Here is a 22886-nt window from a genome sequence, read left to right on the forward strand (position 1 = left end):
CATTCGAGGTCAAACAACGGAAGGATAGTACAAAATTTTCCAGTTCGAACGAGGATTGCGTATTGCATGTGTTTTTTAGGAAGGCTGGCTAACAAGAATGTTTATGACCGTTCCTCAACGGAAATAAACCAGCGACTATCTTCCGAGGTAGACGGCCGTAATCTGCAGGCGTTCGTGGCCCAATTCACGGCTGATTACCTGCCGTGCTGCGGTATCCTGGGTTCGTTGTGTATCGTTCAGCGTCCTGACGGGTGGTCCACCCGCTGCTGGTGGAGGCCACCCCATCAGAGCCTCATAACGGCTTTGCGCGTACTGATGGCGAAGGCCATGCATATGACTCAGACCCGCCGCCTTGCATTGCCCATCGTAGACGTGCCGCTGCTGGATGTAGGTCTTGTCTGCCGGGATCAGTGATCCTGTGCCCGCCAAGTGGTGTGCTGCGTGGAGCGCGTCGCGTTGCTCTGTCGTGGTGATGGGCACCATGCGCTCACGCCCGCCCTTCGTCCACGATCCTTTGAGGGCAATGTGGTCACCCCGATCCGCATAACTGGGCTGGAACTTGATGGATTCTTCTCGGCGCAGGCCAAACGCGGCCTGCAGTTGCAGGCTCATGCGCAATGGACATCGGTGATCTGATCAAGTGCGGATCCCAGCTCACGGGCCTTGCTGACGTTGGTCACATAGCGGCGCTCGGCCACGCCAAGCTGCATGTTGTTCGCCGGCAAGATGCCAGACTTGCTGATCTTCTCGGCCCACCAGCGCAGGTGAGAAAGCCGATTCTTGATAGTGCCGGACGACAAGCATTCTCCCTGCCAGCGTTCTAGCAGCGCCTGGACGTGCTTTCCCTTGAGCGACGAGGCTTTCATTTTCCGGAAACCGGCCTCCCGCAGTTGCCGCGCGGCCAGCGACAGCGAACGCATCCGGTCGGCCTGTGTGGTGTAACTGCCGTCGCGGTTGCGCTGACATAGCTGTCGCAGGGTGTAGGTCAAGTCGTCCATCGTCTGGCCTCCAAGCAAAGCCCAGTACCGCGTAGTCCTGAAACTCAATGGTTAGTGTTGGTGCCAGCTCGCCAAGGCGAGATCCCGTGAGGGCAAGGGCATGGTGTTCAGGAGACACCAGAGCCTCGAATGAGGCGTCCGTCCTGCTCCCTGCTGGAAGCCTGGACGGAGGAACTACAAGACGAAAGTGATGCGAACGTGGACGAGTCCTCCTATGAACTGAGTGGGATGAGAAAAGCAGCGGGAGCCCTGTGCATTGCGCACAGGCAATTGCCGCAAAGGACAGTGAGCCAGGCGGCGCGGTAGGGATGAGTTCAAACAGACGAAGAAGGCTCAACCCTGGGTAGGGCCAGTATGCGGTCGGAGCCTGGGCATACCTGGGGTGGTTCCGCCTTGACGGGCCAGCGCTTAGAGAAACCTGCGCTGTTGGGGTTGCCGATGTACGAAGCCCATCGGTCTTGGCAACTGTTCGGTCATTGTAGGGCGGCCATCATCATGTATGCCGCACACAATAGGATCTAGCGTTCGCTCGCATTGTTGCTAGAGTGTGCGGGGCCGTCACTGCGGCGTGCAGTGACGCCCCGTTTCGCGGCAGCATTTACTAAGCAGGATGCGGCTGCCATCCCCTGGCCTGCATTGCCTGCGCTGCGATGTCCCCAGCATTCGTCGAGGTGTTCATGATCTTGCAGACATCTCCTTACGACCTGCCCACAAGCGGAACTCGCCCGCAAAGACGCGCTTCACCAAGGCGAAGAAGTAGGCCACGACATTGCGCACGGTGCCACTCTGGCTGCGTGCCTGCAACTCGTCGAGTACTTCCTGGCGATGCTGCGGCGGCAGCCCCCGCAAGGCGGCCTGCACGTCCTTTTGCTGGTCTGCCTGGGCATTGCTCAGGCACGGCGGCAAGCTCACCGACTGTGATGCCGGATCGCCGTCGCCTTCGCGCGCGCGGTATGTACGTTCTTTTTTATACATATACGTCTTATACGTACTGCCCTGCTCAGCCGTCATGTGGCGAGCGTGTTCGGTCTGTTGCGGAACAAGCGTGCTGCCAGCGGAATCGCCAGACAATGGCAGTGGGTCGGCTGCCTCGCCCGCCTGCGACGGCGGAGTAGGGGGTAAATCATCGTCATCGCGGAACTGATCGTGGGCCGCAATGGAAGCAGCTTCCGGCGCTTGCGCCAGCGTTGCCTGAATGTGGACGGCCACCCGATCCACCTGGTTGTTTTCGTGGCCGATGGAAGATTGTAGAAGCGCGGGCAGGCTGGCATCGAGCGCGCAGGCTTGTTGGAAGTCCAGGGTGCTTTCGTGAACCTGATACAGCTCGCTGAGCACATGGCCGGTAAGGGGATCGCGTTGCTGGCCCACCAGACTGATCCACCCCGTCAGCCGAAGCACGACGAGAACGCGCCGGGCCGTCTCGTACCCGGCTCGCTGCCCCAGCGGGGTAGAGGTGAGATAGCGGCGCAACTGCCCCAGGTTTGCAAGCGGACTGATGCCCTCGGCAGAGCGCAGCATGCGCAGCACCTGCCAGCCATTGCGCTCCAGTGGCGTGAGGCGGGCGTCGAGCATGAGCGATGCCGGCGTGGCGAACAGGGCGTCTTGCCCAGGCGGGTTGTGGTGGGTGTGGTGGTCTGCCATGAGCGCTCTCCAAGGTATGGGCCACAGCGGCCCGTTCCCCTGCATCTCATCGCGTACCGTTCCATGCGTCATCCAACAATGCGGTCTGCGCCATACCCGTTTTATCCGGCAGGTGCAGCGCTGGCACCGGCATCCAGACTGATTTATCATCCCGATACCCCTATGGGGGTACAACTGGGGGTACTTCCAGCGATTCCCGCAAAGCCCGTGGCCCGATTTCCCCGCGAAACCTAGCGTTCACAGGCCTTTGCCGACCGATCAACGTTTAACCGTGTGATCAACGTCTGACCGACGCGGATAGGCATGGCGTAAGCCCCGACAAGCTAAGAAGGTTGTCGGGGCTTTTTACTTCCAGTTGGCCTGCTACAAGGCTAGCGCCCATAGGACATCAAGATCGCACGAATCGCTAAGTGTGTCCGAGATTTCTATCTCGACAATGCTACTAATCCGGGGGCTGGAAGTAGGTAATCAATATGGAAGTCATGGGGTAATTCTGCTCGCGATATACGCTCTGGGTGACAGGTCGCAGCCCATGGGCATTGCCGAATACAAACTGGTGGAATCCCTGCCGCAAGAGCTGCAAACCGGCCTGCCGACAATCGAACAGATCGAGCGGGAGCTGGGCAAGCCTATGGATGATGGCTCCGAGGAATGATGCGATAACCCAGCGGCAAGAGCATCCTGAGGGTGTTGCTGGCCAAGTGGTTGCCGGAGCATGATCCGCATGCGCGGGTGCTGGTGGTGACCGACCGCGACGAGCTGGACAAACAGATCGAAGGCCCTCGTACGAACCCAACCCCGACGCTTTGGCCTGATCTTGCCAAGCCAATCCCGGTCGCAGGTTACGCCGCCAGCAAGTCCGGATACTCCCCAAACCAATACGCCATCGCGTCCGCATCGACCCCATCCGAACCGCGCCAGAAATCCACCGGATACTCCCAATCCGACGAGCGCGAACTGCCCGGCGCCAATCCCAGGTTGATGTACTCGTAGAACGGCGCCGGATGCTTGGCCGTCTGCAGGATGCCGCAGTGGCCCAGCAGGCCGAGGAAGAAGCGGCCTTCCTCCTCGTCCATCTTCACCCCGGGCAGCTTGCGCAGCCGCTTTAGCAGGTCCTTGGGCTTGGTCTCGGCAGGCACGTTGCGTATCAGGTCCAGGATCTTCAACATCAAGTCCAGGCTGCCCGGCCGCAGCTTGGTCGACGCATTGTGTTCCTGCAGCAGGAACGCGCTCTGCGCGACGTCGCCGCTCATGACCGCACCGCAGCCGAAGCGGAACGCATTCAGGCCGATGAATGACACCTCGTTAGTGCGGCTGAACGCGCACACGTTGCAGCTGTACTGCTGGGGATGGACCTCGGTGAATGGGTGCGGCGGCATGTGCGTGGTGCATGCATAGGCGGACAGCGCGGCGCGCAAGTAGGCATGGTTGCGCTCCACGCCCACCAGGAAATTGGCGACGACTTGGGATTTGTCGGCCTTGTCGCGCTCGGTCAGCAGCCATTGCAGCGCCTCGTCGTGCGTCAGGGTCCTGGTTTCCGTAGCCAGGCCGGTGGCCAGCAGTTCGGGGCTGGCGGGCTCGTCCCAGTCCTGGTCGTCCAGCAGTTTGCGGATGGCTTTCGGGTCGAGGGTCGACATGTCAGCCTTGATTGATCTCGTCCGCCCCGATGATTTCCGCCACGTACACCTTGCCGGGCCCGTCCAGGAAGTATTCCTCCGGCTTCGGATCGCGCAGCCGCATGTAGCTCGTCTCGCCGATCTGCATGGTGTGGCCCGCGCCCATCTCGGCGCCGCTTTCGCGCAGGTAGTTGAGGATGTTGTCGAACATGCCCGAGTACTGCTGGCCCTGGTGATGGCCCTCGGCCAGCACGGCGAAGTCGGGCAGGCCGAATACGTCGGCGCCGTAGGTGCGCATCCATACGCCCTGCGTGCCTTCGACGTCGTACTTGACGAAGCCGCAGTACAGCATGGTCAGCGGCAGGGTGCGCAGCACTTCCAGGCTTTCCTCGCCGAGTTCTTCGGCCGAGAAGATGCCCGACGGCAGCGACGTATGGGCATGCTCGTTCAGTACCGCCACGCCGCCGGCTTCATCGGCCAGGCATCCGGCCACGGCGGCCAGGGCCACGTAGCGCTCCAGCGGGTCTTCGTCGAAGCCCGCGTAGTACAGGATGACGTTGCTCTGGTGCTGCCGCACCTGCTGCTTGATCTCTTGCGAGTAGTGCGCAGGCGCCACGCAGCGCTCCAGCGATTCGGACGGATAGGGCGCATCGAAGCTCACCAACTGCACCACGTGCTTGCCCCAACCGACCAGGCCGAAGACCTGCGGCGCGTCCGCAGCCAGGTCGGCGCGCGCCGAGCGCATCGACGGATGGTACTTGCGCAGGCGCTGGCCGAGCGCCGTCGCGTCGATCTTCACGGGGCCCGGGAAGAGCACCGACAAGGACGGCGGGTTCTCGATGTCGTCGTTGGCCATCAGGGCGATGGTGTCGACGGGCTCATCATTGCGGCCGAAGAATCGCGACCAGACGCTGCCGATGCTCATGGCAAATCCTCTTGTTTCGTGGGAGGCGTATTTTTGCCAGCGTCTGAGCAGGCCGGTGTTTCATTGTGCAAGACTTGATTCAATCGGCTAGCTGGACTGTTGCCGGCCGGCTCCGGCCTGCCGCGTTCACGTTCGCAGGGCGTCCCGCAGCCACCCCAACCCTTCCGACGTGCCCGCGCGCGGCTTGTACTCGCAGCCGATCCAGCCGTCGTAGCCGATCTGCCGCAAGGTCTCGAACACGAACGGATAGTTCAGCTCCTCGCCATCGGGTTCGTGCCGGCCCGGCGCGCTGGCGATCTGGATGTGGCCGATGCGATCCTGCGTCGCGCGCAGGCGGGTGACGACGTCGCCTTCCATGACCTGGCAGTGATAGCAGTCGAACTGCAGCCCCAGGTTGGGCGCGCCGATGGCATCGATCAGGTCCAGCGCATCGCGCTGGTAGCTCAGGAAGTAGCCCGGCATGTCGCGCTGGTTGATGGGTTCCAGCAGCAGGGTCACGCCCTGCGCGGCGGCCTGCTGCGCGGCCCAGGCCAGGTTCTCCTGGAAGGCCGCGGCATAGGCCGCGCGGTCGGCGCCCGCGGGCACGAGGCCCGCCATCACGTGCAGCAGCCGGTTGCCCAGCACGTCCGTGTAATCCAGCGCGCGGCCGACGGCATCGCGAAAATCGGCCTGGCGGCCGGGCAGGGCGCCGATGCCGCGTTCGCGCGCCGCCCAGTCGCCCACGGCAGTGTTGAACAGCACCTGCCGCATGCCGTGGTCGTCCAGGCGCCGGCGGATTTCTTCGGCGGGGAAGTCCAGCGGCGAGACGTACTCCACGGCCTTGAAACCATCGCGCGCGGCGGCGTCGATGCGGTCCAGGAAGGGCAGGTCCTGGTAGAGAAAACTGAGGTTCGCGGCGAATCGCAATGACATGGGACGGCATCCGGAAAGAAGCGGCCATTGGGGCGACAGGTCCACGGCATGATCGAAGCCGGGCCACGTCGCGCGTGGCGGGTTGCAGCAGTGTAGTCAGGCTGGCGCGATTCGTCGAAGCCGTGGCATCGGGGCGGTCGCCGGGGGCCCGTCAGTGGAACGGCGCAGCGATACGGCCATGTTTCGCACACGGCCGGCGCGCCGATCCACCGGTCAACGCCCCGCCACCGGCAACGAAAACCGAAACGCCGCCCCGCGCCCAGGCAGATCCAGCAGCACGATCTCCAGTCCATGCAGCTGCAGTATCCGGTACACGATGCGCAGCCCCAATCCCCCGCCGCGCCGCGCGCCACCCACGTCGAACGGCCTTTGGAACAGGGCCTCGCGCAGTTCCGCGGCAATGCCCGGGCCGCTGTCGCTGACGGTGATCTCCACCGCGTCCGGCCGCGGCGTCATGGCGATCTCGATGTCGCCGGCCGCGGGCACGTGGCGCAGCGCGTTGTCCAGCAGGTTGCTCAGCACGCGCTCGATCAGGCCCAGGTCGGCGCGCACGGGCGGAGGCGGCGCGTCGAAGCGGGCGCGCAGGGCCACCTGGCGCGCTTCGGCCGCCAGCTCGAATTTCTGGAATACGTCCTGCACCAGGTCGGCCAGCGCGAAGGGCTCGGTCTCGGGCTGCACGAAGCCGTACTCCAGCCGCGCCAGCTCGAACAGCGATTGCGACAGCGCGCCGACCTTGCGGCTCTGGTCCAGCGCGATGCCCAGGTAGCGTCGCCGCTCGGCCGGTTGCAGCGATTCGTCCTTCAGCGACAGCGTTTCCAGATAACCGTGCAACGAGGCCAGCGGCGTGCGCAGGTCGTGCGAGATGTTGGCGATCAGCTCGCGCCGCTCCTGGTCCTGGCGCGTCAGCGTGCGCCATTGCTCGCCCAGGCGCGCGGCCATCTGGCGGAAGGCGCCGTCCAGCACGGCGATCTCGTCGCCGGCCGTGGCGGTGGCCGCGTCGGGCGGGGGCAGCGAGGCGGGAGAGCCATTGACGTCGAAGCGGCGCACGGTGTCGGTCAGGCGGCGCAGCGGCCGCGTGATCAGCGCGAAGGCCGTCAGGCCCGCTACCAGGCACAGCAGTGCCATCAGGCCGATGGACCAGAGGCCGATGTCCAGCGCGGTGCTGGTGGCGTCGCGCGCGGCCAGGCGGTCGTGCGCCTCGCCCAGCAGCACGACGTAGACGTAGCCCACGTCGCGGTCCCCCATGCGCAGCGGCGCGGCGCTGAAGACCTTGCGCGCATCGGCGCTGCGCGGATCGTCGCCCAGCACGGGCAAGCGCGCGCCGCCCAGCAGGGTGCGCACCGGCGCCAGGTCGATGCGCTCGCGCTTCAGGCGGTCTGCAGGCGCCGCGTGGCCCGTGATGCGGCCCTCCTTGTCCAGCAGGTAGACCTCGACGCTGGGATTCACGCCCATCAACTGGTCGAACAGCGTGCGCACCGCCTCGGGTTTGAAGCCGCGGGCGTCCATCAGCTGCCCGTTGCGTGCGATGTGCTCGGCCAGGTCGCGCGACAGGCCCTGCACCACCTCGAGTTCGTGCATGCGGCTGGAGCGGATCTGCATCCATGCGGACGTGCTGCTGCAGATCAGCAGCAGCACGGCGAACACCAGCGACAGGCGCTGGCTGAGCGTCAGGCGTCGCCAGAGCCGCATCAACCTTGGCCCTCCGCGGCGGCGAACTTGTAGCCGCGTCCCCATACTGTGAGGATGCGCTCGGGCTGCGCGGGATCGGCCTCGATCTTGGTGCGCAGGCGGTTGATGTGGGTGTTGACGGTGTGCTCGTAGCCCTCGTGGCGATAGCCCCACACGGCGTTCAGCAGGTCCATGCGCGAGAACACCTTGCCGGGCTGGCGCGCGAAGAAATACAGCAGGTCGAATTCGCGCGGCGTCAGGTCCAGGGCCTTGCCGTCCAGCGTGGCCTCGCGCGCCAGCGGATCGATGAACAGGCCGCCCGACGAGAGGCTGCCCGCGTCCATGCGGGCGTTGCGGGCCAGCGCGTCCACGCGCCGCAGCAGCGCCTTCACGCGCGCCACCAGTTCCAGCACCGAGAACGGCTTGGCCAGGTAGTCGTCCGCGCCCAGCTCCAGGCCCAGGATGCGGTGCACCTCGCTGGCGCGCGCGCTGAGGATGATGATGGGCGTGTAGCGCGTCATGGCCCGGGCGCGGCGGCAGATCTCCAGGCCATCGATGCCGGGCAGCATCAGGTCGAGGATGAGCGCGTCCCAGCTGCCTTGTTCGAGCTGGCGCATGCCCTCGTCGCCGGTGGCGGCGTGCGTCACGTCGAAGCCTTCGTCGCGCAGGTTCAGCGCGAGCAGGTCGGCGATGTGGCTGTCGTCCTCGACCACGAGGACGCGTCTGGGTTGGTCCATCGGCGGGGAATAGATAAAACGGAGCGTGCCATTGTGGGCGCAATCCGGCCGCGAAGTGATCACGATTTGTTTAAGTTTACGTGAGGACTCCGGGAGGACGGCGGAACTACGCTGCGTCCATCGAACCCCGCTTTCGGAGGACTCCATGGCGACCAGACGACAATTCCTGTATGCGGGCGGCGTGGCCGCGCTGGCGGCCGGCGTGCTGCCCCGGCTGTTCGACACGCGGGCCGTCGCCGCGCCGGCCGAGGCGGGGCAAGGTGCCTTCGAAGTGACGCACACCGACGAGGAATGGCGCAGCCGCCTGACGCCCGCGCAGTACGGCGTGCTGCGCCAGGAGGGCACGGAACGCCCGTACAGCAGTCCGCTGAACGACGAGCATCGCGCCGGCACCTTCGCCTGCGCGGGCTGCGCCCTGCCGCTGTTCTCGTCGAAGACCAAGTTCGAAAGCCATACCGGCTGGCCCAGCTTCTGGGAGCCGCTGGCCGATGCCGTCGGCACGACGCGCGACCGGACGTTCGGCATGCTGCGCGTGGCCGTGCACTGCCGGCGTTGCGGCGGCCATCTCGGCCACGTGTTCGACGACGGCCCCGCGCCCACGGGCCAGCGCTACTGCATGAACGGCGTGGCCATGACCTTCGCCGCGCAACCGGCCTAAGGCCGACGAGCCTTTTCCAGGATTGATCCTCATGCTGCTGCTCGTGCTCGCCTATCTCGGCGGTGTCCTGACCATCCTCAGCCCGTGCATCCTGCCGGTGCTGCCCTTCGTGTTTTCCAGCGCCGGCCAGTCGTTCACGCGCGGCGCGCTGCCGCTGCTCGCCGGCATGGTGCTGACCTTCGCGCTGGTGGCGTCGCTGGCCGCGGTGGGCGGCGGCTGGGTGGTCGCCGCCAACCAGTACGGGCGCTGGCTGGCCTTGGCCCTGGTGGCGCTGTTCGCCGTGGCGCTGCTGTGGCCGCGCCTGGCCGAACGCCTGGCGCACCCGCTGGTGTCCGCGGGCAACCGGCTGACCGAAAGAGCGCAGGCCGGTGGCCCGCAGCCGGGGGCCGCCCAGTCGGGCGGCCCCAAGCCGGGCGCGTCCTTCCTGCTGGGCATCGCCACGGGGCTGCTGTGGGCGCCGTGCGCCGGCCCGATCCTGGGCCTGGTGCTGACGGGCGCGGCGCTGCAGGGCGCCAGCCTGGGCACGTCGCTGTTGCTGCTGGCCTATGCGGCCGGGGCCGCCACGTCGCTGGCCGTGGCCCTGCTGGTCGGCGGCAAGGTCTATGCCGCGATGAAGCGCTCGCTGGGCGCGGGCGAGTGGTTACGCCGCGGCATGGGCGTGGCGATGCTGGCCGGCGTGGGCGCGATCGCCCTGGGCCTGGATACCGGCGTGCTGGCGCAGGTGTCGACGGCATCCACGGGCGGGCTGGAGCAGCGCCTGGTGGACACCCTGGGCGGCTCGCGCGGCGGGCCGGCAGGCGCGAAGGTGGGATCGGCGCAGGGCGGCAGCATGGCGATGCAAGGCTCCAACAGCATGGGCATGCAGGATGTGAACGGCGCGGCCATGGAGAGCTCCAACCCCGCGGCCATGCAAGCCCGACCCGCCATGCGCCAGCAAGGCGCTCCCGCCATGGCCATGCAGGCCACCGGCCCCGCCATGATGGCCGCCGGCGGCGCGATGCGCGCGGCTGGCACCGGTTTCACCTCGTCGTTGCCCATCGAAGGCACGCTGCCTCCGCTGGACGGCGCCGTGCAATGGCTGAACTCGCCGCCCCTGACCGCCGAAGCCCTGCGCGGCAAGGTCGTGCTGATCGATTTCTGGACCTATTCCTGCATCAACTGCCTGCGCGCGCTGCCCTATGTGAAGGCCTGGGCGGACAAGTACCGCGACCAGGGCCTGGTGGTAATCGGCGTGCACGCGCCCGAGTTCGCCTTCGAACGCGACGTCGGCAACGTGGCCAAGGCCGTCAAGCGCTACCAGCTCGACTATCCCGTGGCCGTCGACAACAACTACGCGATCTGGCGCGCCTTCGACAACCAGTACTGGCCGGCGCATTACTTCATCGACGCGCAGGGCCGCGTCCGCCACCATCATTTCGGCGAGGGCGATTACGAGCAATCGGAACGCGTCATCCAGGACCTGCTGCGCGAAGCCGGCGCGCAGGTGGCGGGCGATGCTTCGATGGTGTCGGCACAGGCGCAGGCGGACCAGATGGCCGCCGACATGAACCAGGTGCAGTCGCCCGAGACCTATCTGGGCTACGACCGGGCGGAGAACTTCGCCTCGGGCGAGGCCGTGCGCGACCAGGCCGGCCGCTACACGGCGCCCGCGCAGCCGGGCCTCAACGCCTGGGGCCTGGACGGCCGCTGGATCATCGGCGCCGAGCAGGCCCGGCTGGAGGGGCCGTCCGGGCGCATCGTGTATCGCTTCCACGCCCGCGACCTGCACCTGGTGCTGGGGCCCGGCCCGGACGGCAAGCCGGTGCGCTTCAGGGTCACGGTGGATGGCCAGGCGCCGCGCGACGCGCACGGCGCCGACGTGGCGGCCGACGGCACGGGCACGGTGACCGAGCAGCGACTGTACCAGCTGGTGCGCCAGCCCGGCGCCATCGCCGACCGCACCTTCAGCATCGAATTCCTCGACCCGGACGTGTCGGCCTATGCCTTCACGTTTGGTTGAGATCCGGGACACCCGGGGCAGGCGCCCCGGATGCCGTACACGACGTATTCTTTCTTCATCGCGCTCTCGCAGGAGTCTTGCACCATGACGACACAGCATTCCTCTTCCCGTCCGCGCCGCCGCGCGCTGCTGTCCGCGCTGGCGGGCGGCGCTGCACTGGCCGCGGGCCTCTTCGCCTGGCAGGGCCCGGCTTGGTCCTTCGGCATGGGCGAGCCCGCCGTGGCCATCGCCGCGCCCGCGCAGGACCTGCCCGCCGGCACGGCGCGCACCGAGACCGCGGTCTTCGCAGGGGGCTGCTTCTGGGGCGTGCAGGGCGTGTTCCAGCACGTGCAGGGCGTGACGCGCGTGCTGTCGGGCTACGCCGGCGGCGCGGCCGACACGGCGCAGTACGAGATGGTCGGCTCCGGCACCACCGGGCACGCCGAGGCGGTGCAGGTCACCTACGATCCCTCGCAGGTGTCGTACGGCGCGCTGCTGCAGATCTTCTTCTCGGTGGCGCACAATCCGACCGAACGGAACCGCCAGGGGCCGGACGTCGGCACGCAGTACCGTTCCGCCATCTTTCCCGCCGATGCCCAGCAGAAGCAGGTCGCGCAGGCCTACATCGCCCAACTGGACGGCGCGCATTCCTTTGCCCGCCCCATCGTCACGCGCATCGAAGACCACGCCCATTTCTACCCGGCCGAGGACTACCACCAGGACTTCCTGACCGAACATCCCTCCAATCCCTACATCGTCATCAACGACCTGCCCAAGATCGGCGAGTTGAAGCGCCTGTTCCCCACGCGCTACCAGGACAAGCCCGTGCTGGTGCGCCAGGCGTCCGCGCGCTGACCAGGCTGCCGCATCCGGCCCGCGTCGACCGTCACCGCGCGGGCCGCAGCCATGCGGGATGGAGGCACTGGCCACGCAAGGCCGGTGCCGCTGTCATGACCCGTGCGGCGACAACACCTATTGCTACAGAACCGCGCCCGGTTGATTTGTTACGATAGGGCTTCACAGGCTGTTCTCGCGCGAGACGAACTTCCCATTGTTTCGAAGGTCTGCCCTTTGATGGCTCAGGGCTGCCGCAGGCTTGGCCGCGGCGGACTCCTTCCAATGGCGTACGCGCGGTGCGGCCGATCGTTGCGCGCCCGCTGGTGGCCGCCCCTGTACACGCAGTAACTCTCGCAGCCGAGGTAGTGACGGTGCATCAATGAAGACGTGGTTGAAACGCATCCTGATCGGCCTGGTCGTCGTCGTCGTCGTGGCGGTGGTCGGCCTGGCCATCTTCCTGCTGACGTTCGACCCGAACGCCTACAAGTACAAGCTTGAAGAGCTGGTCCAGGAGCGCTATCACCGCAGCCTGGCCATCGATGGCGACATCGAGCTGTCGCTGTTCCCGCGCATCGGGCTGGCGGTGCAGGGCGTGTCGCTGTCCGAACCCAACAGCGACGACACCTTCGCATCCATCGACAGCATGCGCCTGGCGGTGGCGGTATGGCCGCTGTTGTCCAACAGCTTCGTGGTCGATCACGTCACCATCAACGGCTTCAAGGCGCGCGTGGTGCGCGACAAGCAGGGCAATCTCAACTTCTCCGACCTGATGCGCAACGACGCCGTGCCCGCCAACGCGGGCCAGGCCGCGGCCGGCGTCATCGGCGGCGCCGCGCAGGCGCTGGTCAGCGGCGCGCCCGTCGCGCCCAGCAGCATGCAGATCGACATCGCGGGCCTGGACCTGCAATCGGGCGAGCTGCAATTGCAGGATGCCATCACCGGCATGGCCGTCGCGGTCACCCAGCTCAACGCCACCACAGGCCGCATGACCTTCAACCAGCCCTTCGACGTGTCGATGTCGGCCCGGGTCGAAGGCGGCAATCCGCGCGTGGACGCCGGCCTGACCGGCCAGGCGCAGATCACGCTGGACCCGGCCGGCGGCCGCCTTGCCGCGCAACGGCTGGACGTGCGCATGAACGGCATCCTGCCCGGCGCGCAGGCCAAGAACCTGGCGGTGCGCGGCAACATGGCCGTCGACCGGCGCGCCTCGGCGCTGGACGTCTCGGGGCTGGAGGTCGTCTTCGCGGGCGACATCACCGAACCCTCGATGGCCATGACCGGCGTCGAGGCCAGCGTGGCGGTGCCCAAGCTGGCCGCCGATCCCAACAAGAGCCAGCTGCTGCTGGAGCGCATGGCCCTGCGCGTGAAGGGCACGCGCGACGGCGGTCCGCTGGAGCTGGCGCTGGATGCCCCCACACTGAACATCAAGCCTGACGCCGCCACCGGCCAGGGCCTGACCGGCCGCGTGCGTACGCAGGCGCTGGACACCAGCTTCGGCCTGACCGGCATCAGCGGCAATGCCCGCGAGCTGGACATCGACCAGGCCAAGATCGACGGCACGCTCAAACAGGCCGACCGCGTGGTCAAGGCGGCGTTCACCTCGCCGGTGTCGCTGAACCTGCTGCAGCGCTCGGGCGCGCTGTCGGCCGTCAAGGGCGAGGTCAACATCACCGACCCGGGCCTGCCCAAGGGCAGCCTGCAGATTCCGGTCATCGGCAGCCTGTCGGCGGACCTGTCCAAGGACCAGGCCGGCGCCCGCATCAACGCGGTGCTGGAAGGCGGCAAGTTCGACCTGAGCGCCGACGTCACCCACCTGACGCAGCTGCCCAACGTGAAATTCGCGCTGGCGGTGGACACGCTGGACCTGGACAAGCTGGTGCCCCCGGCCCCGCCGCCCAAGCCCGCGGCGCCGGCCGGCGACGGCAAGCAGGAGGCCTCCAAGCCGCCCGCCCCGGGCCCCGCGGCCAAGCCCGCCGACGACGGCAGCGTCGACCTGTCCGCGCTGGTCGGTCCGTCGGCCGTCGGCACGATCAAGGTCGGCCAGCTGGTGGTGCGCAAGGTCAAGGCGTCCGACGTGGCCGTCGCGCTCGAATTGAACAAGGGCAAGCTCGACATCACCTCCATGGTGGCCGCGCTGTATGACGGCAAGCTGGGTGGCCGGATGACGGTGGACGCGGCCAACGGCAACCAGATGAGCGCCAAGGTCACGCTGGCCGACGTGTCGGTGCAGCCGCTGCTGGTCGACGTGGCCGGCCGCGATGCGCTCAGCGGCAAGGGCGGCGTCACGCTAGACCTGAAGACCGCCGGCGCCAACACCTATGCCCTGGTCAACAATCTGGGCGGCACGGCGCAGGTGCGCCTGCGCGACGGCGCCATCAAGGGCATCAACGTGGCCCAGGTGCTGCGCGAGGCCCGCAGCCTGTTCGAGGGCGAGATCCAGAATGCGCCGCTGGAATCCGATGCCTCGCGCCAGACCGACTTCACCACGCTGGACGCCGACCTGGCCCTGGCCAAGGGTGTGGCCAAGGCCACCCGCCTGGACCTGAACTCGCCCCTGGTGCGCATCACGCAGGGCGATCCGGCCAACATCGACTTCCCACGCAGCACCCTGGATTTCGTGGCGCGCGCGCGCGTCAACGCCAATCCGACCGAGGAAGGCAAGCAACTGGACTTCCTGAAGGGCGTCTCGGTGCCGGTGCACATCACCGGGCCGTTCGACAAGCCGGTCTACACGCTGATGTGGCAGAGCATCGCCGCGGACCTGCTCAAGCAGGGCGTGGCGCAGCGCCTGAAGGACGCGCTGGGCGGCCAGGGTACCCCGGCCGATGCCGTGAACAAGGCATTGAAGGGTCTGATCGGAAAATGAACGACGCCGTCTTCCAACCATTGGCCGAATGTGGCCACACCGGCCAGTCCGATGCCGCGGCTTACCAGCGGCGCTGGCTGGTGGTCAACGACGCCGGACAGTGGATGAACCGCGCATTGTGCCCGCGCCTGGCCGACGTCGCGGTCGAGCTGCGCCTGGGCTACCTGGTGCTGAAGGCGCCAGGCATGTTGCGGCTCGATATTCCGCTGGACGTGATCGAGGACGACGACAGCGTGCGCTACCAGATCCGGCTGGGCGGGCAGGAAGTCGACGTCATCGACGAAGGCGAACTGGCCGCCGCGTGGATCTCCAACGTGGTCGGCTTCCCGTGCCGGGTGATGAAGGTGCATCCGGACGTGGCCGAGGTGAACTGGGACTGATGGCGCGGCTGCGGTAGCCGGCCGGTCGGTCTGCCCGGTCCACCGGCCTGTGCCGATGTCCGAGGCCCCGCGGTACGCGGCGGGATGTGGTGGTGCGTCCTGCGGCGCGGCGCCGATGCGGCGTTCGCCGATTCCGGGCCTGCGTTGCCGACGCCGATTCGGGTCGCCGGGGCGGTCAGGCCGGCTTGCGCCGGAACTCCAGCGCGGCATGCGTGGCCAAGCCCGCGACCAATCCCCAGAACGCCGACCCGATCCCCCAGAAACTGGCGCCCGATGCCGTGGCCAGCAGCGTGACCAGCGCGGCCTCGCGGCGCTGTGCGTTGGCCATGGCCGAGGCCATGCCACCCATGATGGGGCCCAGCAGCGCCAGGCCGGCCAGCGCCGCGATCAGCGCGGGCGGCATGGCCTGGAAGAACACCGCCACGGCGCCCGCCACCACGCTGAGCAGCACGTACGTGAGGCCGTAGGTGGCGGCCGCCACGTAGCGCCGGGCCGGATCGGCATGCGCCTCCGGGCCCGCGCAGATGGCGGCGATGATGGCGCCCAGCGTGACGCTGTGCGCGCCGAAGGGCGCCGACAGCAGGCCCAGCAGCCCCGTGGCCGCCACCAGCCGCGAGGCCGGGGGGCGGTAGCCCGCGGCCTGCAGGATGGCCAGGCCGGGCAGGTTCTGCGAGGCCATCGCCACCACGAACAGGGGCACGCCCAGGCTGATGGCCGCCTGCAGCGTGAAGGCCGGCGTGGTCCATACGAATTCGGTCAGGCGCCAGTCCACGCCGTCCAGGCGCACCAGGCCCGTGAGCGCCCCCAGGATGAGGCCCACGGCCAGCACCGCCAGCACGGCGTAGCGCGGCGCCCAGCGTCTGCCCAGCAGGTAGGCGATGCACATGGCCAGCACCAGCGCCGGCTGCGCGCCGATGCCGCGGAAGATGCCCATGCCGAAGTTCAGCAGCACGCCGGCCAGCATGGCCCCGGCGATCTCGGCGGGAATGCGGCGCACGATGGGATCGATCCAGCCGAACACGCCGCACAGCAGCGTCAGCGCGGCGGCCAGCACGAAGGCGCCGACGGCCTGGTCGAAGGGCACGCCCACCAGGCTGGTGATCAGCAGCGCCGCGCCGGGGGTGGACCAGGCCATGACCACCGGCACGCGGCTACGCAGGCTGATGGCCGCGCCACCCAGTCCCAGGGCCAGGCAGATGGAGCCCAGCCACGAGCCGATGTGAGCGGCGTCCAGGCCTGCGGCATGGCCGGCCTGCACCATCAGCACCGCGGTGCCGCCGAAGCTGACCAGCACGGCCACCAGGCCGGCCACGATGGCCGACAGCGACAGGTCGCGGGATCGAGGGGAAAGCGGTTCAGGCGCGTCGAGGGTGGCCGGCGCCTTGGCGGTATCGCGATAGGCCTGGCCGTCCGGGCTCATGGAGATACCTTCGTGCGCCGCACTCCGGTGTCCGCGTTGAGGCGGCCCGGCGGGCTTATGGAACTACCTTCGCGCTCCGCACTTCGGCATTCGCCCTTGAGGCGGCTTGGCGAGCTCATGCCCGGCCGGTCAGGCGACGGTACTTCGCCATCAGTGCTTCCTGGCCTTCTTGCCATTGGGGATGCAGTTCGATGCACTCCACCGGGCAGACCACCTTGCACTGCGGCTCTTCGTGGTGGCCCACGCATTCGGTGCAGCGGTCGGGATCGATGACGTAGAACTCGTCACCCATGGAAATCGCGTCGTTCGGGCACTGGGGCTCGCAAACGTCGCAATTGATGCATTCGTCGGTGATGAGGAGGGCCATGGGGGCTTGAAGCAGGGCAATGGGCCATTGTAGCGCCGCCCCCGAGTCCGGTCGGATAGACCACGCCCAAGGCGAGGTCTAGGTCAGATGCCGGCCGGCGCTGGCTTCAAGTCAGCCCGGCCAGGACTGCTCGCGCCGTTCGCGGGCCTTTTCCTGCAGCCAGCGCTCGACCGACGGGAACACGAACTTGCTGACGTCGCCGCCCAGCTGGGCGATCTCGCGCACGATGGTGCCCGAGATGAACTGGTACTGGTCGGACGGGGTCATGAACAGCGTCTCGACGTCGGGCAGCAGGTGGCGGTTCATGCCGGCCATCTGGAATTCGTATTCGAAATCGGACACGGCGCGCAGGCCGCGCACGATGACCGTGGCGTTCTGCTCGCGCACGAAATCTTTCAGCAGGCCGCCGAAACTGAGCACCTTCACGTTGGGATAGTGGCCCAGCACCTCGCGGGCGATGTCCACGCGTTCGTCGATGGTGAAGAACGGCTTCTTGTTGCGGCTGTGCGCCACGCCGACCACGACGTTGTCGAAGAGCGCGGCGGCTCGACGCACCAGATCTTCGTGGCCGCGCGTCAGCGGGTCGAATGTGCCGGGGTAGACAGCTGTGATCATGCGGGCTCCGTATGTTGTTTGTGGCTTGCACCATCCTCCGAACCCGGATTATTGATCGTTTTCCGCAATGCAGCAAACTGCATCAGGCGATAGTGCACCGCGCCTGCCTTGCCCTCGCGCAGCAGGTCGAAACCGGCAGGCGGCTCGCAAGGGGTTTCGGATTCGACGTACACCAGGCCGTCCTCGGCCAGGATGGCGGGCAAGAGCGGCCACAGGCGCGGCAGCCAGCCCTGGTTGAAGGGCGGATCCAGCAGGACCAGGTCGAAGCGCGAGGCGTCCATGCGTTGCAGCACCTCCAGCGCGTCCCCCGCGTGGATGCGGACGCAATCGGCGCGCAGCTTGTCGCGCAGCGTCCGTAGCGCGGACACGGCGCCGCGGTCGCGCTCGACCATCTGCACCTGCGCCACGCCGCGCGACGCGGACTCGAAGCCCAGCGCGCCGCTGCCTGCGAACAGGTCCAGCACGCGCTTGTCGCCGAATTCGCCGCCCCACAGATGGGTCAGCCAGTTGAACAGGGTCTCCCGCACCCGGTCGGGCGTGGGTCGCAAGCCGGCGACATCGGGCACGGCAATCGGGGTGCGCCGGTACTGGCCGGCGACGATACGGATGGAAGAGGTACCCATAGATGCGAATATACTTCCGCCCATGTTCCGCTTCTTCAAGAAAAAACCGCCCGCGACGCCTGCGCCGCAGCCGCCGGAGGTCCCCGCGCCGGCCGAAGACCGCGCCGCGTCCGCGCCTGTTCCGGCCGCAGCGCCCGCGCCGGCCTCTGCGCCTGCAGCGGCCGCAGCGCCCGCACCGGCCTCCATGCCTGCGCCGGCCGTACCGCCCACGCCAGTTTCCGCGCCCGTGCCTGCGTCCGCACCGGCGTCGTCGCCTGCGCCGGTCCTGGCGCCCGAAGCCACGTCCGCATCCCCTGAGCCCGCGGCGCGTCCTCAGACGCCCGCCGCCCCGGCCGCCGCCGATCTGGCCGTGCCCGCCGAGGCGATTGCGCCCGCCGCCGCGCCCGTGCCCGAGCGGCCGATCCCCGCAGCCGCGCGGCCTGCCACGGGCATATCGTTGACGCGTGGACCCGCCGCGTCGCCTGTATCCGCCGCATCGTCGCCGCAGGCCGTTTCGCCTGCGCCGTCGGCTTTTGCCACATCGCCCGCACCGGCCGTTCCCCCCGCACCGGTATCGGCGCCTGTAGCAACTGCAGCGACTGCGGCAACCGCGACAGCCCCAGCAACCGCAACCACAGCAACCGACGCCCCCGCCGTATCACCGGGCTTTGCCGCCTCTCCCGCGCCGACCGTAAAGCCCGCGCAGCCCGTACCCGCCGTGCCGGCCGCGCCCGTGGCCGCGCCGGCCGTGGTCCCCGTCGTGCCGCCCCCGGCCCCCGCGCCCGAGCCGCCCGCGCGCAAGGCGTCCTGGCTCAGCCGACTGAAGCAGGGCCTGTCGCGTACCGGCCAGAGCCTGGGCGGCCTGTTCATAGGCGTGAAGGTCGACGAGAACCTGTTCGACGATCTGGAATCGGCCCTCATCATGGCCGACGCGGGCATCGAGGCCACCGACATCCTGATCACGGCGCTGCGCGCGCGCGTGAAGAAGCAGCGCATCGAAGACCCGGCGCAGGTCAAGGCCGCGCTGCGCGAGCTGCTGGCCGATCACCTGCGCCCGCTGGAGCGCCGCTTCGATCTCGACCATGCCAAGCCGCTGGTGGTGATGATCGCGGGCGTGAACGGCGCCGGCAAGACCACCTCCATCGGCAAGCTGGCGCACACCTTCCAGCGCCAGGGCGCCAGCGTGCTGCTGGCCGCTGGCGACACCTTCCGCGCCGCCGCGCGCGAGCAACTGGTGGAGTGGGGCAGCCGCAACAACGTGCAGGTCATCGCGCAGGATGGCGGCGACCCGGCCGCGGTGGCGTTCGATGCCGTCAACGCGGGCCGCGCGCGCGGCGTGGGCGTGGTCATGGTGGACACCGCCGGCCGCCTGCCCACGCAGCTGCACCTGATGGAAGAACTGAAGAAGATCCGCCGCGTCATCGGCAAGGCCGACGCCAGCGCGCCGCACGAAGTGCTGCTGGTGGTCGACGGCAACACCGGCCAGAATGCGCTGGCGCAGATCCGCACCTTCGATGCCGCCGTCAATCTCACGGGCCTGGTCGTCACCAAGCTGGACGGCACGGCCAAGGGCGGCACGCTGGCCGCCGTGGCCGCGGGCAGCCAGGGCGTGCGGCCGATCCCGGTGTACTGGATCGGCGTGGGCGAAGGCATGGAAGACCTGCAGCCCTTCGTGGCCGAAGAGTTCGCGGGGGCGCTGCTGGCCGATTGACCGAGCCGTGATGCGCCGGGCAGCGTGCTCGCGGGTCAGGCCCGGCACTCGAGGCCTCGAATGATGACCCCACGAAAAACGAAAGCGCCAATCACTTGGCGCCTTCGCTTTTTTAGCGGCTGAAAAACAAGCCGTCCCGCTGCCAAAAATGCGGCGGCGGTCTCACTTCCAGAATGCCTTGGCGTGCGCCAGCTGGTCGAACGCGTCCTGCGCTTCCTTGGCCAGCGCGTCCAGGCGCGCGCCGATCCAGCCCAGCGCGAACCAGGCCTGCGGATGCTCGTTCACACAGTTCTCGTAATGCTCGCGCGCGACGGCCAGGTCGTTGAATTCGCCAAGCAGATCCTGCACCTGCGCGAGCAGCTTGCGATAACCCTGCAGGCGGGCAGCCGGCAGCAGCGATTCGGCGAACGACAGGCCGTAGCGCAGCCGCTTGGCGCGCTTGCGCAGGTCGTGGCGCGCCTCGATCTCCAGCTCGGTGAAGCGCTTGCCTTCGTTCACCACCTTCTTGTGCCAACGATGCAGGCGGTCGGACAGCAGCGTGCGCAGCGCGGGCGGGGCCTGCGGCGGTTCGGGCTGGCGCAGCGGGATGATGGTGGGAATGATGGGGGCGGACGGTTCGTCGGCGGGTTGCGTGCCGGCCGCGGCCGAGTCGATGCCCTGCGCGGTCGTTCCGTCCGTCGCGCCGTTGTCTGCCGACTGCGCGGCAGCGGCCGCGTCGGGCAGCGTCGTGGCCAGCGCGGACTGCACCAGCGGCGTGGCGGGCACCGCGGGCAGGGGAGCGGGGCGGATGTCCAGGCTCCATTCCAGCATGTCCAGCAGCCAGCCTTGGAAGGCGCGGCCGGACGCGATGGCGTACGAGTCCTCGTCGGGCGCGGCGGGCTTGTGCGGAATCACCGGCATGCCTGCGCGTTGCAGCATCGGCGCGACGGTCTCGTCCAGCACGTCCTGGTCGCGATTGGCGCCGAACGCCGCGAAGTGCGTGCGCACGCCGTCCAACAATGCCTCGGGCACGGGCGCGGTCCAGCCGTCGAACAGGCGCCAGGCGGAACGCAGGCGGCGGATGCCGACGCGCAACTGGTGCACGTGCTCGGAATGGCCGGCCTTGTAGATGCCGGCGGTGTCCACTTCGGCCAGCATCGCGGCGTTGTGGATGACCTGTTCCAGGCACTCGGCGGCAATGGCGCCAAGCGCGCGGGGCGCGTCCATGTCCTCGGCCAGCTTGACGTTGCTGGCGCCGCGCGTGCCCCAGAAGCCGGCGATGAGCTTGCGGCGCGCTTCGGCGGTGGCCTCGGTTCCGTCTTCCGGCTTGTCGGCCAGGCGCACGGCCAGCGCGGCCAGCGCGTCGCCGCGATGCGACTTGCTGCGCGTGTCCAGGATGAGGCCATGGCGTTGCTGCCAGGTGCGCGCCACGGCGAAGATCGCGGCGACGCGGCCGGACATCAGTTCGAACTCGACCTCGGAAATCGGCAGTTCCAGGTCGCCGGCGCGCAGGATGCCGGTGTCGTAGGCGATTTCCACCGAACCGAAGCGGCTGCGCACCTTGCACAGTACGCGTTGCACGTCGGTCTCGTAACGCAGGCCCAGTTCGCCGCGCAGGCTCGCCAGGGCGTCCTCGGCCGGCGTGCCGGCATAGACGGACAGGTCCAGCACGGGGCCCGGGCGCGGATGGTTCAGTTCCATGCGCGTGATCGCGTCCCCGCCCGGCATCTTCAGCGTCTGCACCCAGTCGCTGCCTTCGCGGCGCAGCCGCAGGGCGACGCGGGCGCGGGCCAGCTCACGGTCGGGAGTGTCGAAATAGAGGGCATGCAGGCGCACGCGTGTGGCGGCGCGCTTGCGCAACTCTTGCTCGATGGCGGAGCCGACGGTCGGCGGAACGTGCAACTTCAATTCTTGTTCTGACATGACCCTGCGGCGAGAACGGAAAGGCGGCTATCTTAGTGGATCGATGCGGGACTTTTGATGACGAGTCATCTTTCGGTCATCAGGCCGATCGCAGTGCGTGGACGCATAAGCACGTTGCGTTGCAGCAATCGATAGTAAGCCTGCGAATGCTGCGGTTTCGTGAAAGATACGCGCCGTTTCAGTTGAAATGCGTCAGGCGCGATAGCCCAGCTTGCGCGAGATCTCCTGCGCGCGGGCCTGCAGCGGTTTGGCGATGGCGCCGTCCCAGGCGGTGTCGAACAGCCCGTTGGGGCCCAATGCCGTCAAGGCCAGCACGATGGCGCCGGTATGGTCGAAAACCGGCACCGACAGCGCGTCCACGCCGGGCAGCGGGTTGCCCAGCGCTCGGGCCATGCCGTGCACGCGCACGTCGGCCAGCAGGGTGTCCAGGTGCGCTACCGGGCCGGTCTTGCGCGCCCCGGCCAGCGTGGCGACCACGGCGGCGTCGCCTTCCTCGCGCGCGATGTAGTGCTCGGCCACCTTGGGCGGCAGCCATGCCGCGAACACCAGGCCGGTGGCCGTGTGCAGCATGGACATCACCGTGCCCTTGCGCATGTTCACGTGCACCGGATAGCTGGCCTCGGTGATGTGGATCATGGTGGGGCCGTGCGAGCCCAGCACCGCCACGCCCACCGTGTGGCCGATCTCGGATTGCAGCAGGGCCAGTTCGGGCAGCGCCACGCGCACCGGGTCCAGCCGCTGCAGGCTGACCAGCCCCATCTGCAGGGCGAAGGGTCCCAGCTCGTACTGGCCGGTGGCCGCGTCCTGCTGCACCAGGCCCACGCGGGTGAAGCTGACCAGGTAGGGGTGCGCCTTGGCCGACGTCATGCCGGCGGCGGTGGCCAGGTCCCGCAGCGTCAGTGGGCGCGCGGCGTCCACCAGCGCGGCCAGCAACGGGAAGCCGACCTCGACCGACTGGATGCTGCGGCGGCCGTCGTTGGTGGGCGCCGAGGGGCTGGCCGTCTTGGTCGCGGGCATGGGGTCGCGGGATCCTCTGTTCTGTAAAAATCCGGG

At 68.0% G+C, this 22886-nt stretch carries 19 protein-coding genes and 2 pseudogenes; 8 read left to right on the top strand and 13 right to left on the bottom strand.

Annotated elements, in window-relative coordinates:
* Window positions 1–135: 135 nt before the first annotated feature.
* Window positions 136–998 (bottom strand): annotated as a pseudogene (locus tag FS845_RS26895) (integrase domain-containing protein).
* 675 nt (window positions 999–1673) lie between these two features.
* Window positions 1674–2639 (bottom strand): STY4528 family pathogenicity island replication protein, encoded by a 966-nt coding sequence (locus tag FS845_RS03510; RefSeq protein WP_260986129.1) that lies wholly within the window; start codon window positions 2637–2639, stop codon window positions 1674–1676.
* Window positions 2640–3171: 532 nt separating this feature from the next.
* Between FS845_RS03510 and FS845_RS03515 the strand changes: the two genes are divergently transcribed.
* Window positions 3172–3294 (top strand): hypothetical protein, encoded by a 123-nt coding sequence (locus FS845_RS03515; protein WP_313960311.1) that lies wholly within the window; start codon window positions 3172–3174, stop codon window positions 3292–3294.
* 23 nt (window positions 3295–3317) lie between these two features.
* Window positions 3318–3407 (top strand): annotated as a pseudogene (locus tag FS845_RS26770) (hypothetical protein); the annotation flags it as partial.
* Between the two features lie 74 nt (window positions 3408–3481).
* On the opposite strand, the gene FS845_RS26775 reads toward FS845_RS26770, so the two are convergent.
* From FS845_RS26775 to FS845_RS03540, 5 genes are all read right to left on the bottom strand, one after another.
* Window positions 3482–4276 carry a hypothetical protein gene (locus FS845_RS26775; RefSeq protein ID WP_144630728.1) on the bottom strand — a complete coding sequence of 265 codons (795 nt, stop codon included), beginning with the start codon at window positions 4274–4276 and terminating at the stop codon, window positions 3482–3484.
* 1 nt (window position 4277) lies between these two features.
* Window positions 4278–5180, bottom strand: a complete 903-nt coding sequence (locus FS845_RS03525; RefSeq protein ID WP_144630729.1) for a DUF4261 domain-containing protein — start codon at window positions 5178–5180, stop codon at window positions 4278–4280.
* 126 nt (window positions 5181–5306) lie between these two features.
* Window positions 5307–6092: a 2-oxo-tetronate isomerase gene (otnI, locus tag FS845_RS03530; protein ID WP_144630730.1), complete on the bottom strand. Its 786-nt coding sequence runs from the start codon at window positions 6090–6092 to the stop codon at window positions 5307–5309.
* Between the two features lie 213 nt (window positions 6093–6305).
* Entirely contained in the window at window positions 6306–7781 is a 1476-nt protein-coding gene (locus tag FS845_RS03535) for a sensor histidine kinase (RefSeq protein WP_144630731.1), read from the bottom strand.
* Window positions 7781–8497, bottom strand: a complete 717-nt coding sequence (locus FS845_RS03540) for a response regulator transcription factor (protein WP_144630732.1) — start codon at window positions 8495–8497, stop codon at window positions 7781–7783. Before FS845_RS03540 ends, FS845_RS03535 begins: the two co-directional genes overlap by 1 nt.
* Window positions 8498–8642: 145 nt before the next feature.
* On the opposite strand from FS845_RS03540, the gene msrB reads away from it, so the two are divergent.
* The 5 genes from msrB to FS845_RS03565 all read left to right on the top strand — a co-directional run bounded on the left by msrB (window position 8643) and on the right by FS845_RS03565 (window position 15216).
* Entirely contained in the window at window positions 8643–9155 is a 513-nt protein-coding gene (gene msrB / locus FS845_RS03545; protein WP_144630733.1) for a peptide-methionine (R)-S-oxide reductase MsrB, read from the top strand.
* Between the two features lie 31 nt (window positions 9156–9186).
* A complete protein-coding gene (locus tag FS845_RS03550; RefSeq protein WP_144630734.1) occupies window positions 9187–11154 on the top strand; it encodes a cytochrome c biogenesis protein DipZ in 1968 nt (655 codons plus the stop codon).
* 84 nt (window positions 11155–11238) lie between these two features.
* Window positions 11239–11988: a peptide-methionine (S)-S-oxide reductase MsrA gene (gene msrA, locus FS845_RS03555; protein WP_144630735.1), complete on the top strand. Its 750-nt coding sequence runs from the start codon at window positions 11239–11241 to the stop codon at window positions 11986–11988.
* Between the two features lie 361 nt (window positions 11989–12349).
* Window positions 12350–14836 (top strand): AsmA family protein, encoded by a 2487-nt coding sequence (locus tag FS845_RS03560; protein WP_144630736.1) that lies wholly within the window; start codon window positions 12350–12352, stop codon window positions 14834–14836.
* Window positions 14833–15216 (top strand): MOSC N-terminal beta barrel domain-containing protein, encoded by a 384-nt coding sequence (locus FS845_RS03565; RefSeq protein WP_144630737.1) that lies wholly within the window; start codon window positions 14833–14835, stop codon window positions 15214–15216. The genes FS845_RS03560 and FS845_RS03565 overlap by 4 nt, the downstream gene beginning before the upstream one ends.
* 175 nt (window positions 15217–15391) lie before the next feature.
* On the opposite strand, the gene FS845_RS03570 is transcribed toward FS845_RS03565, so the two are convergent.
* From FS845_RS03570 to rsmD, 4 genes are all read right to left on the bottom strand, one after another.
* Window positions 15392–16540, bottom strand: a complete 1149-nt coding sequence (locus tag FS845_RS03570) for a benzoate/H(+) symporter BenE family transporter (RefSeq protein WP_260986171.1) — start codon at window positions 16538–16540, stop codon at window positions 15392–15394.
* Between the two features lie 211 nt (window positions 16541–16751).
* Complete coding sequence (locus tag FS845_RS03575) at window positions 16752–17003, bottom strand: YfhL family 4Fe-4S dicluster ferredoxin (protein ID WP_144630739.1); 252 nt, start codon at window positions 17001–17003, stop codon at window positions 16752–16754.
* Between the two features lie 111 nt (window positions 17004–17114).
* Window positions 17115–17618, bottom strand: a complete 504-nt coding sequence (gene coaD / locus FS845_RS03580; RefSeq protein ID WP_144630740.1) for a pantetheine-phosphate adenylyltransferase — start codon at window positions 17616–17618, stop codon at window positions 17115–17117.
* Entirely contained in the window at window positions 17615–18241 is a 627-nt protein-coding gene (gene rsmD / locus FS845_RS03585; RefSeq protein WP_144631260.1) for a 16S rRNA (guanine(966)-N(2))-methyltransferase RsmD, read from the bottom strand. Before rsmD ends, coaD begins: the two co-directional genes overlap by 4 nt.
* A 400-nt stretch (window positions 18242–18641) precedes the next feature.
* On the opposite strand from rsmD, the gene ftsY reads away from it, so the two are divergent.
* The gene (gene ftsY / locus FS845_RS03590; RefSeq protein WP_409929259.1) at window positions 18642–19931 is read left to right on the top strand and encodes a signal recognition particle-docking protein FtsY; all 1290 of its coding nucleotides are present in this window, start codon (window positions 18642–18644) and stop codon (window positions 19929–19931) included.
* Between the two features lie 162 nt (window positions 19932–20093).
* On the opposite strand, the gene FS845_RS03595 is transcribed toward ftsY, so the two are convergent.
* Both FS845_RS03595 and FS845_RS03600 read right to left on the bottom strand, forming a co-directional pair.
* Window positions 20094–21833 carry a CYTH and CHAD domain-containing protein gene (locus tag FS845_RS03595; protein ID WP_144630742.1) on the bottom strand — a complete coding sequence of 580 codons (1740 nt, stop codon included), beginning with the start codon at window positions 21831–21833 and terminating at the stop codon, window positions 20094–20096.
* A 192-nt stretch (window positions 21834–22025) separates the two neighbouring features.
* A complete protein-coding gene (locus FS845_RS03600; RefSeq protein WP_144630743.1) occupies window positions 22026–22850 on the bottom strand; it encodes an IclR family transcriptional regulator in 825 nt (274 codons plus the stop codon).
* Window positions 22851–22886 lie beyond the last annotated feature (36 nt).

This window comes from Bordetella genomosp. 13, from assembly GCF_007679965.1.
Lineage (GTDB): Bacteria > Pseudomonadota > Gammaproteobacteria > Burkholderiales > Burkholderiaceae_B > Bordetella.

What these genes read in the sequence shown, in the direction of transcription:
- FS845_RS03600 (WP_144630743.1), bottom strand. Translation starts at nt 22,850, where the DNA reads ATGCCCGCGACCAAGACGGCCAGCCCCTCGGCGCCCACCAACGACGGC.
- FS845_RS03550 (WP_144630734.1), top strand. Translation starts at nt 9,187, where the DNA reads ATGCTGCTGCTCGTGCTCGCCTATCTCGGCGGTGTCCTGACCATCCTC.
- FS845_RS03515 (WP_313960311.1), top strand. Translation starts at nt 3,172, where the DNA reads ATGGGCATTGCCGAATACAAACTGGTGGAATCCCTGCCGCAAGAGCTG.
- FS845_RS26775 (WP_144630728.1), bottom strand. Translation starts at nt 4,276, where the DNA reads ATGTCGACCCTCGACCCGAAAGCCATCCGCAAACTGCTGGACGACCAG.
- msrB (WP_144630733.1), top strand. Translation starts at nt 8,643, where the DNA reads ATGGCGACCAGACGACAATTCCTGTATGCGGGCGGCGTGGCCGCGCTG.
- otnI (WP_144630730.1), bottom strand. Translation starts at nt 6,092, where the DNA reads ATGTCATTGCGATTCGCCGCGAACCTCAGTTTTCTCTACCAGGACCTG.
- msrA (WP_144630735.1), top strand. Translation starts at nt 11,239, where the DNA reads ATGACGACACAGCATTCCTCTTCCCGTCCGCGCCGCCGCGCGCTGCTG.
- coaD (WP_144630740.1), bottom strand. Translation starts at nt 17,618, where the DNA reads ATGATCACAGCTGTCTACCCCGGCACATTCGACCCGCTGACGCGCGGC.
- FS845_RS03510 (WP_260986129.1), bottom strand. Translation starts at nt 2,639, where the DNA reads ATGGCAGACCACCACACCCACCACAACCCGCCTGGGCAAGACGCCCTG.
- rsmD (WP_144631260.1), bottom strand. Translation starts at nt 18,241, where the DNA reads ATGGGTACCTCTTCCATCCGTATCGTCGCCGGCCAGTACCGGCGCACC.
- FS845_RS03540 (WP_144630732.1), bottom strand. Translation starts at nt 8,497, where the DNA reads ATGGACCAACCCAGACGCGTCCTCGTGGTCGAGGACGACAGCCACATC.
- FS845_RS03535 (WP_144630731.1), bottom strand. Translation starts at nt 7,781, where the DNA reads ATGCGGCTCTGGCGACGCCTGACGCTCAGCCAGCGCCTGTCGCTGGTG.
- FS845_RS03565 (WP_144630737.1), top strand. Translation starts at nt 14,833, where the DNA reads ATGAACGACGCCGTCTTCCAACCATTGGCCGAATGTGGCCACACCGGC.
- FS845_RS03595 (WP_144630742.1), bottom strand. Translation starts at nt 21,833, where the DNA reads ATGTCAGAACAAGAATTGAAGTTGCACGTTCCGCCGACCGTCGGCTCC.
- FS845_RS03575 (WP_144630739.1), bottom strand. Translation starts at nt 17,003, where the DNA reads ATGGCCCTCCTCATCACCGACGAATGCATCAATTGCGACGTTTGCGAG.
- FS845_RS03525 (WP_144630729.1), bottom strand. Translation starts at nt 5,180, where the DNA reads ATGAGCATCGGCAGCGTCTGGTCGCGATTCTTCGGCCGCAATGATGAG.
- FS845_RS03560 (WP_144630736.1), top strand. Translation starts at nt 12,350, where the DNA reads ATGAAGACGTGGTTGAAACGCATCCTGATCGGCCTGGTCGTCGTCGTC.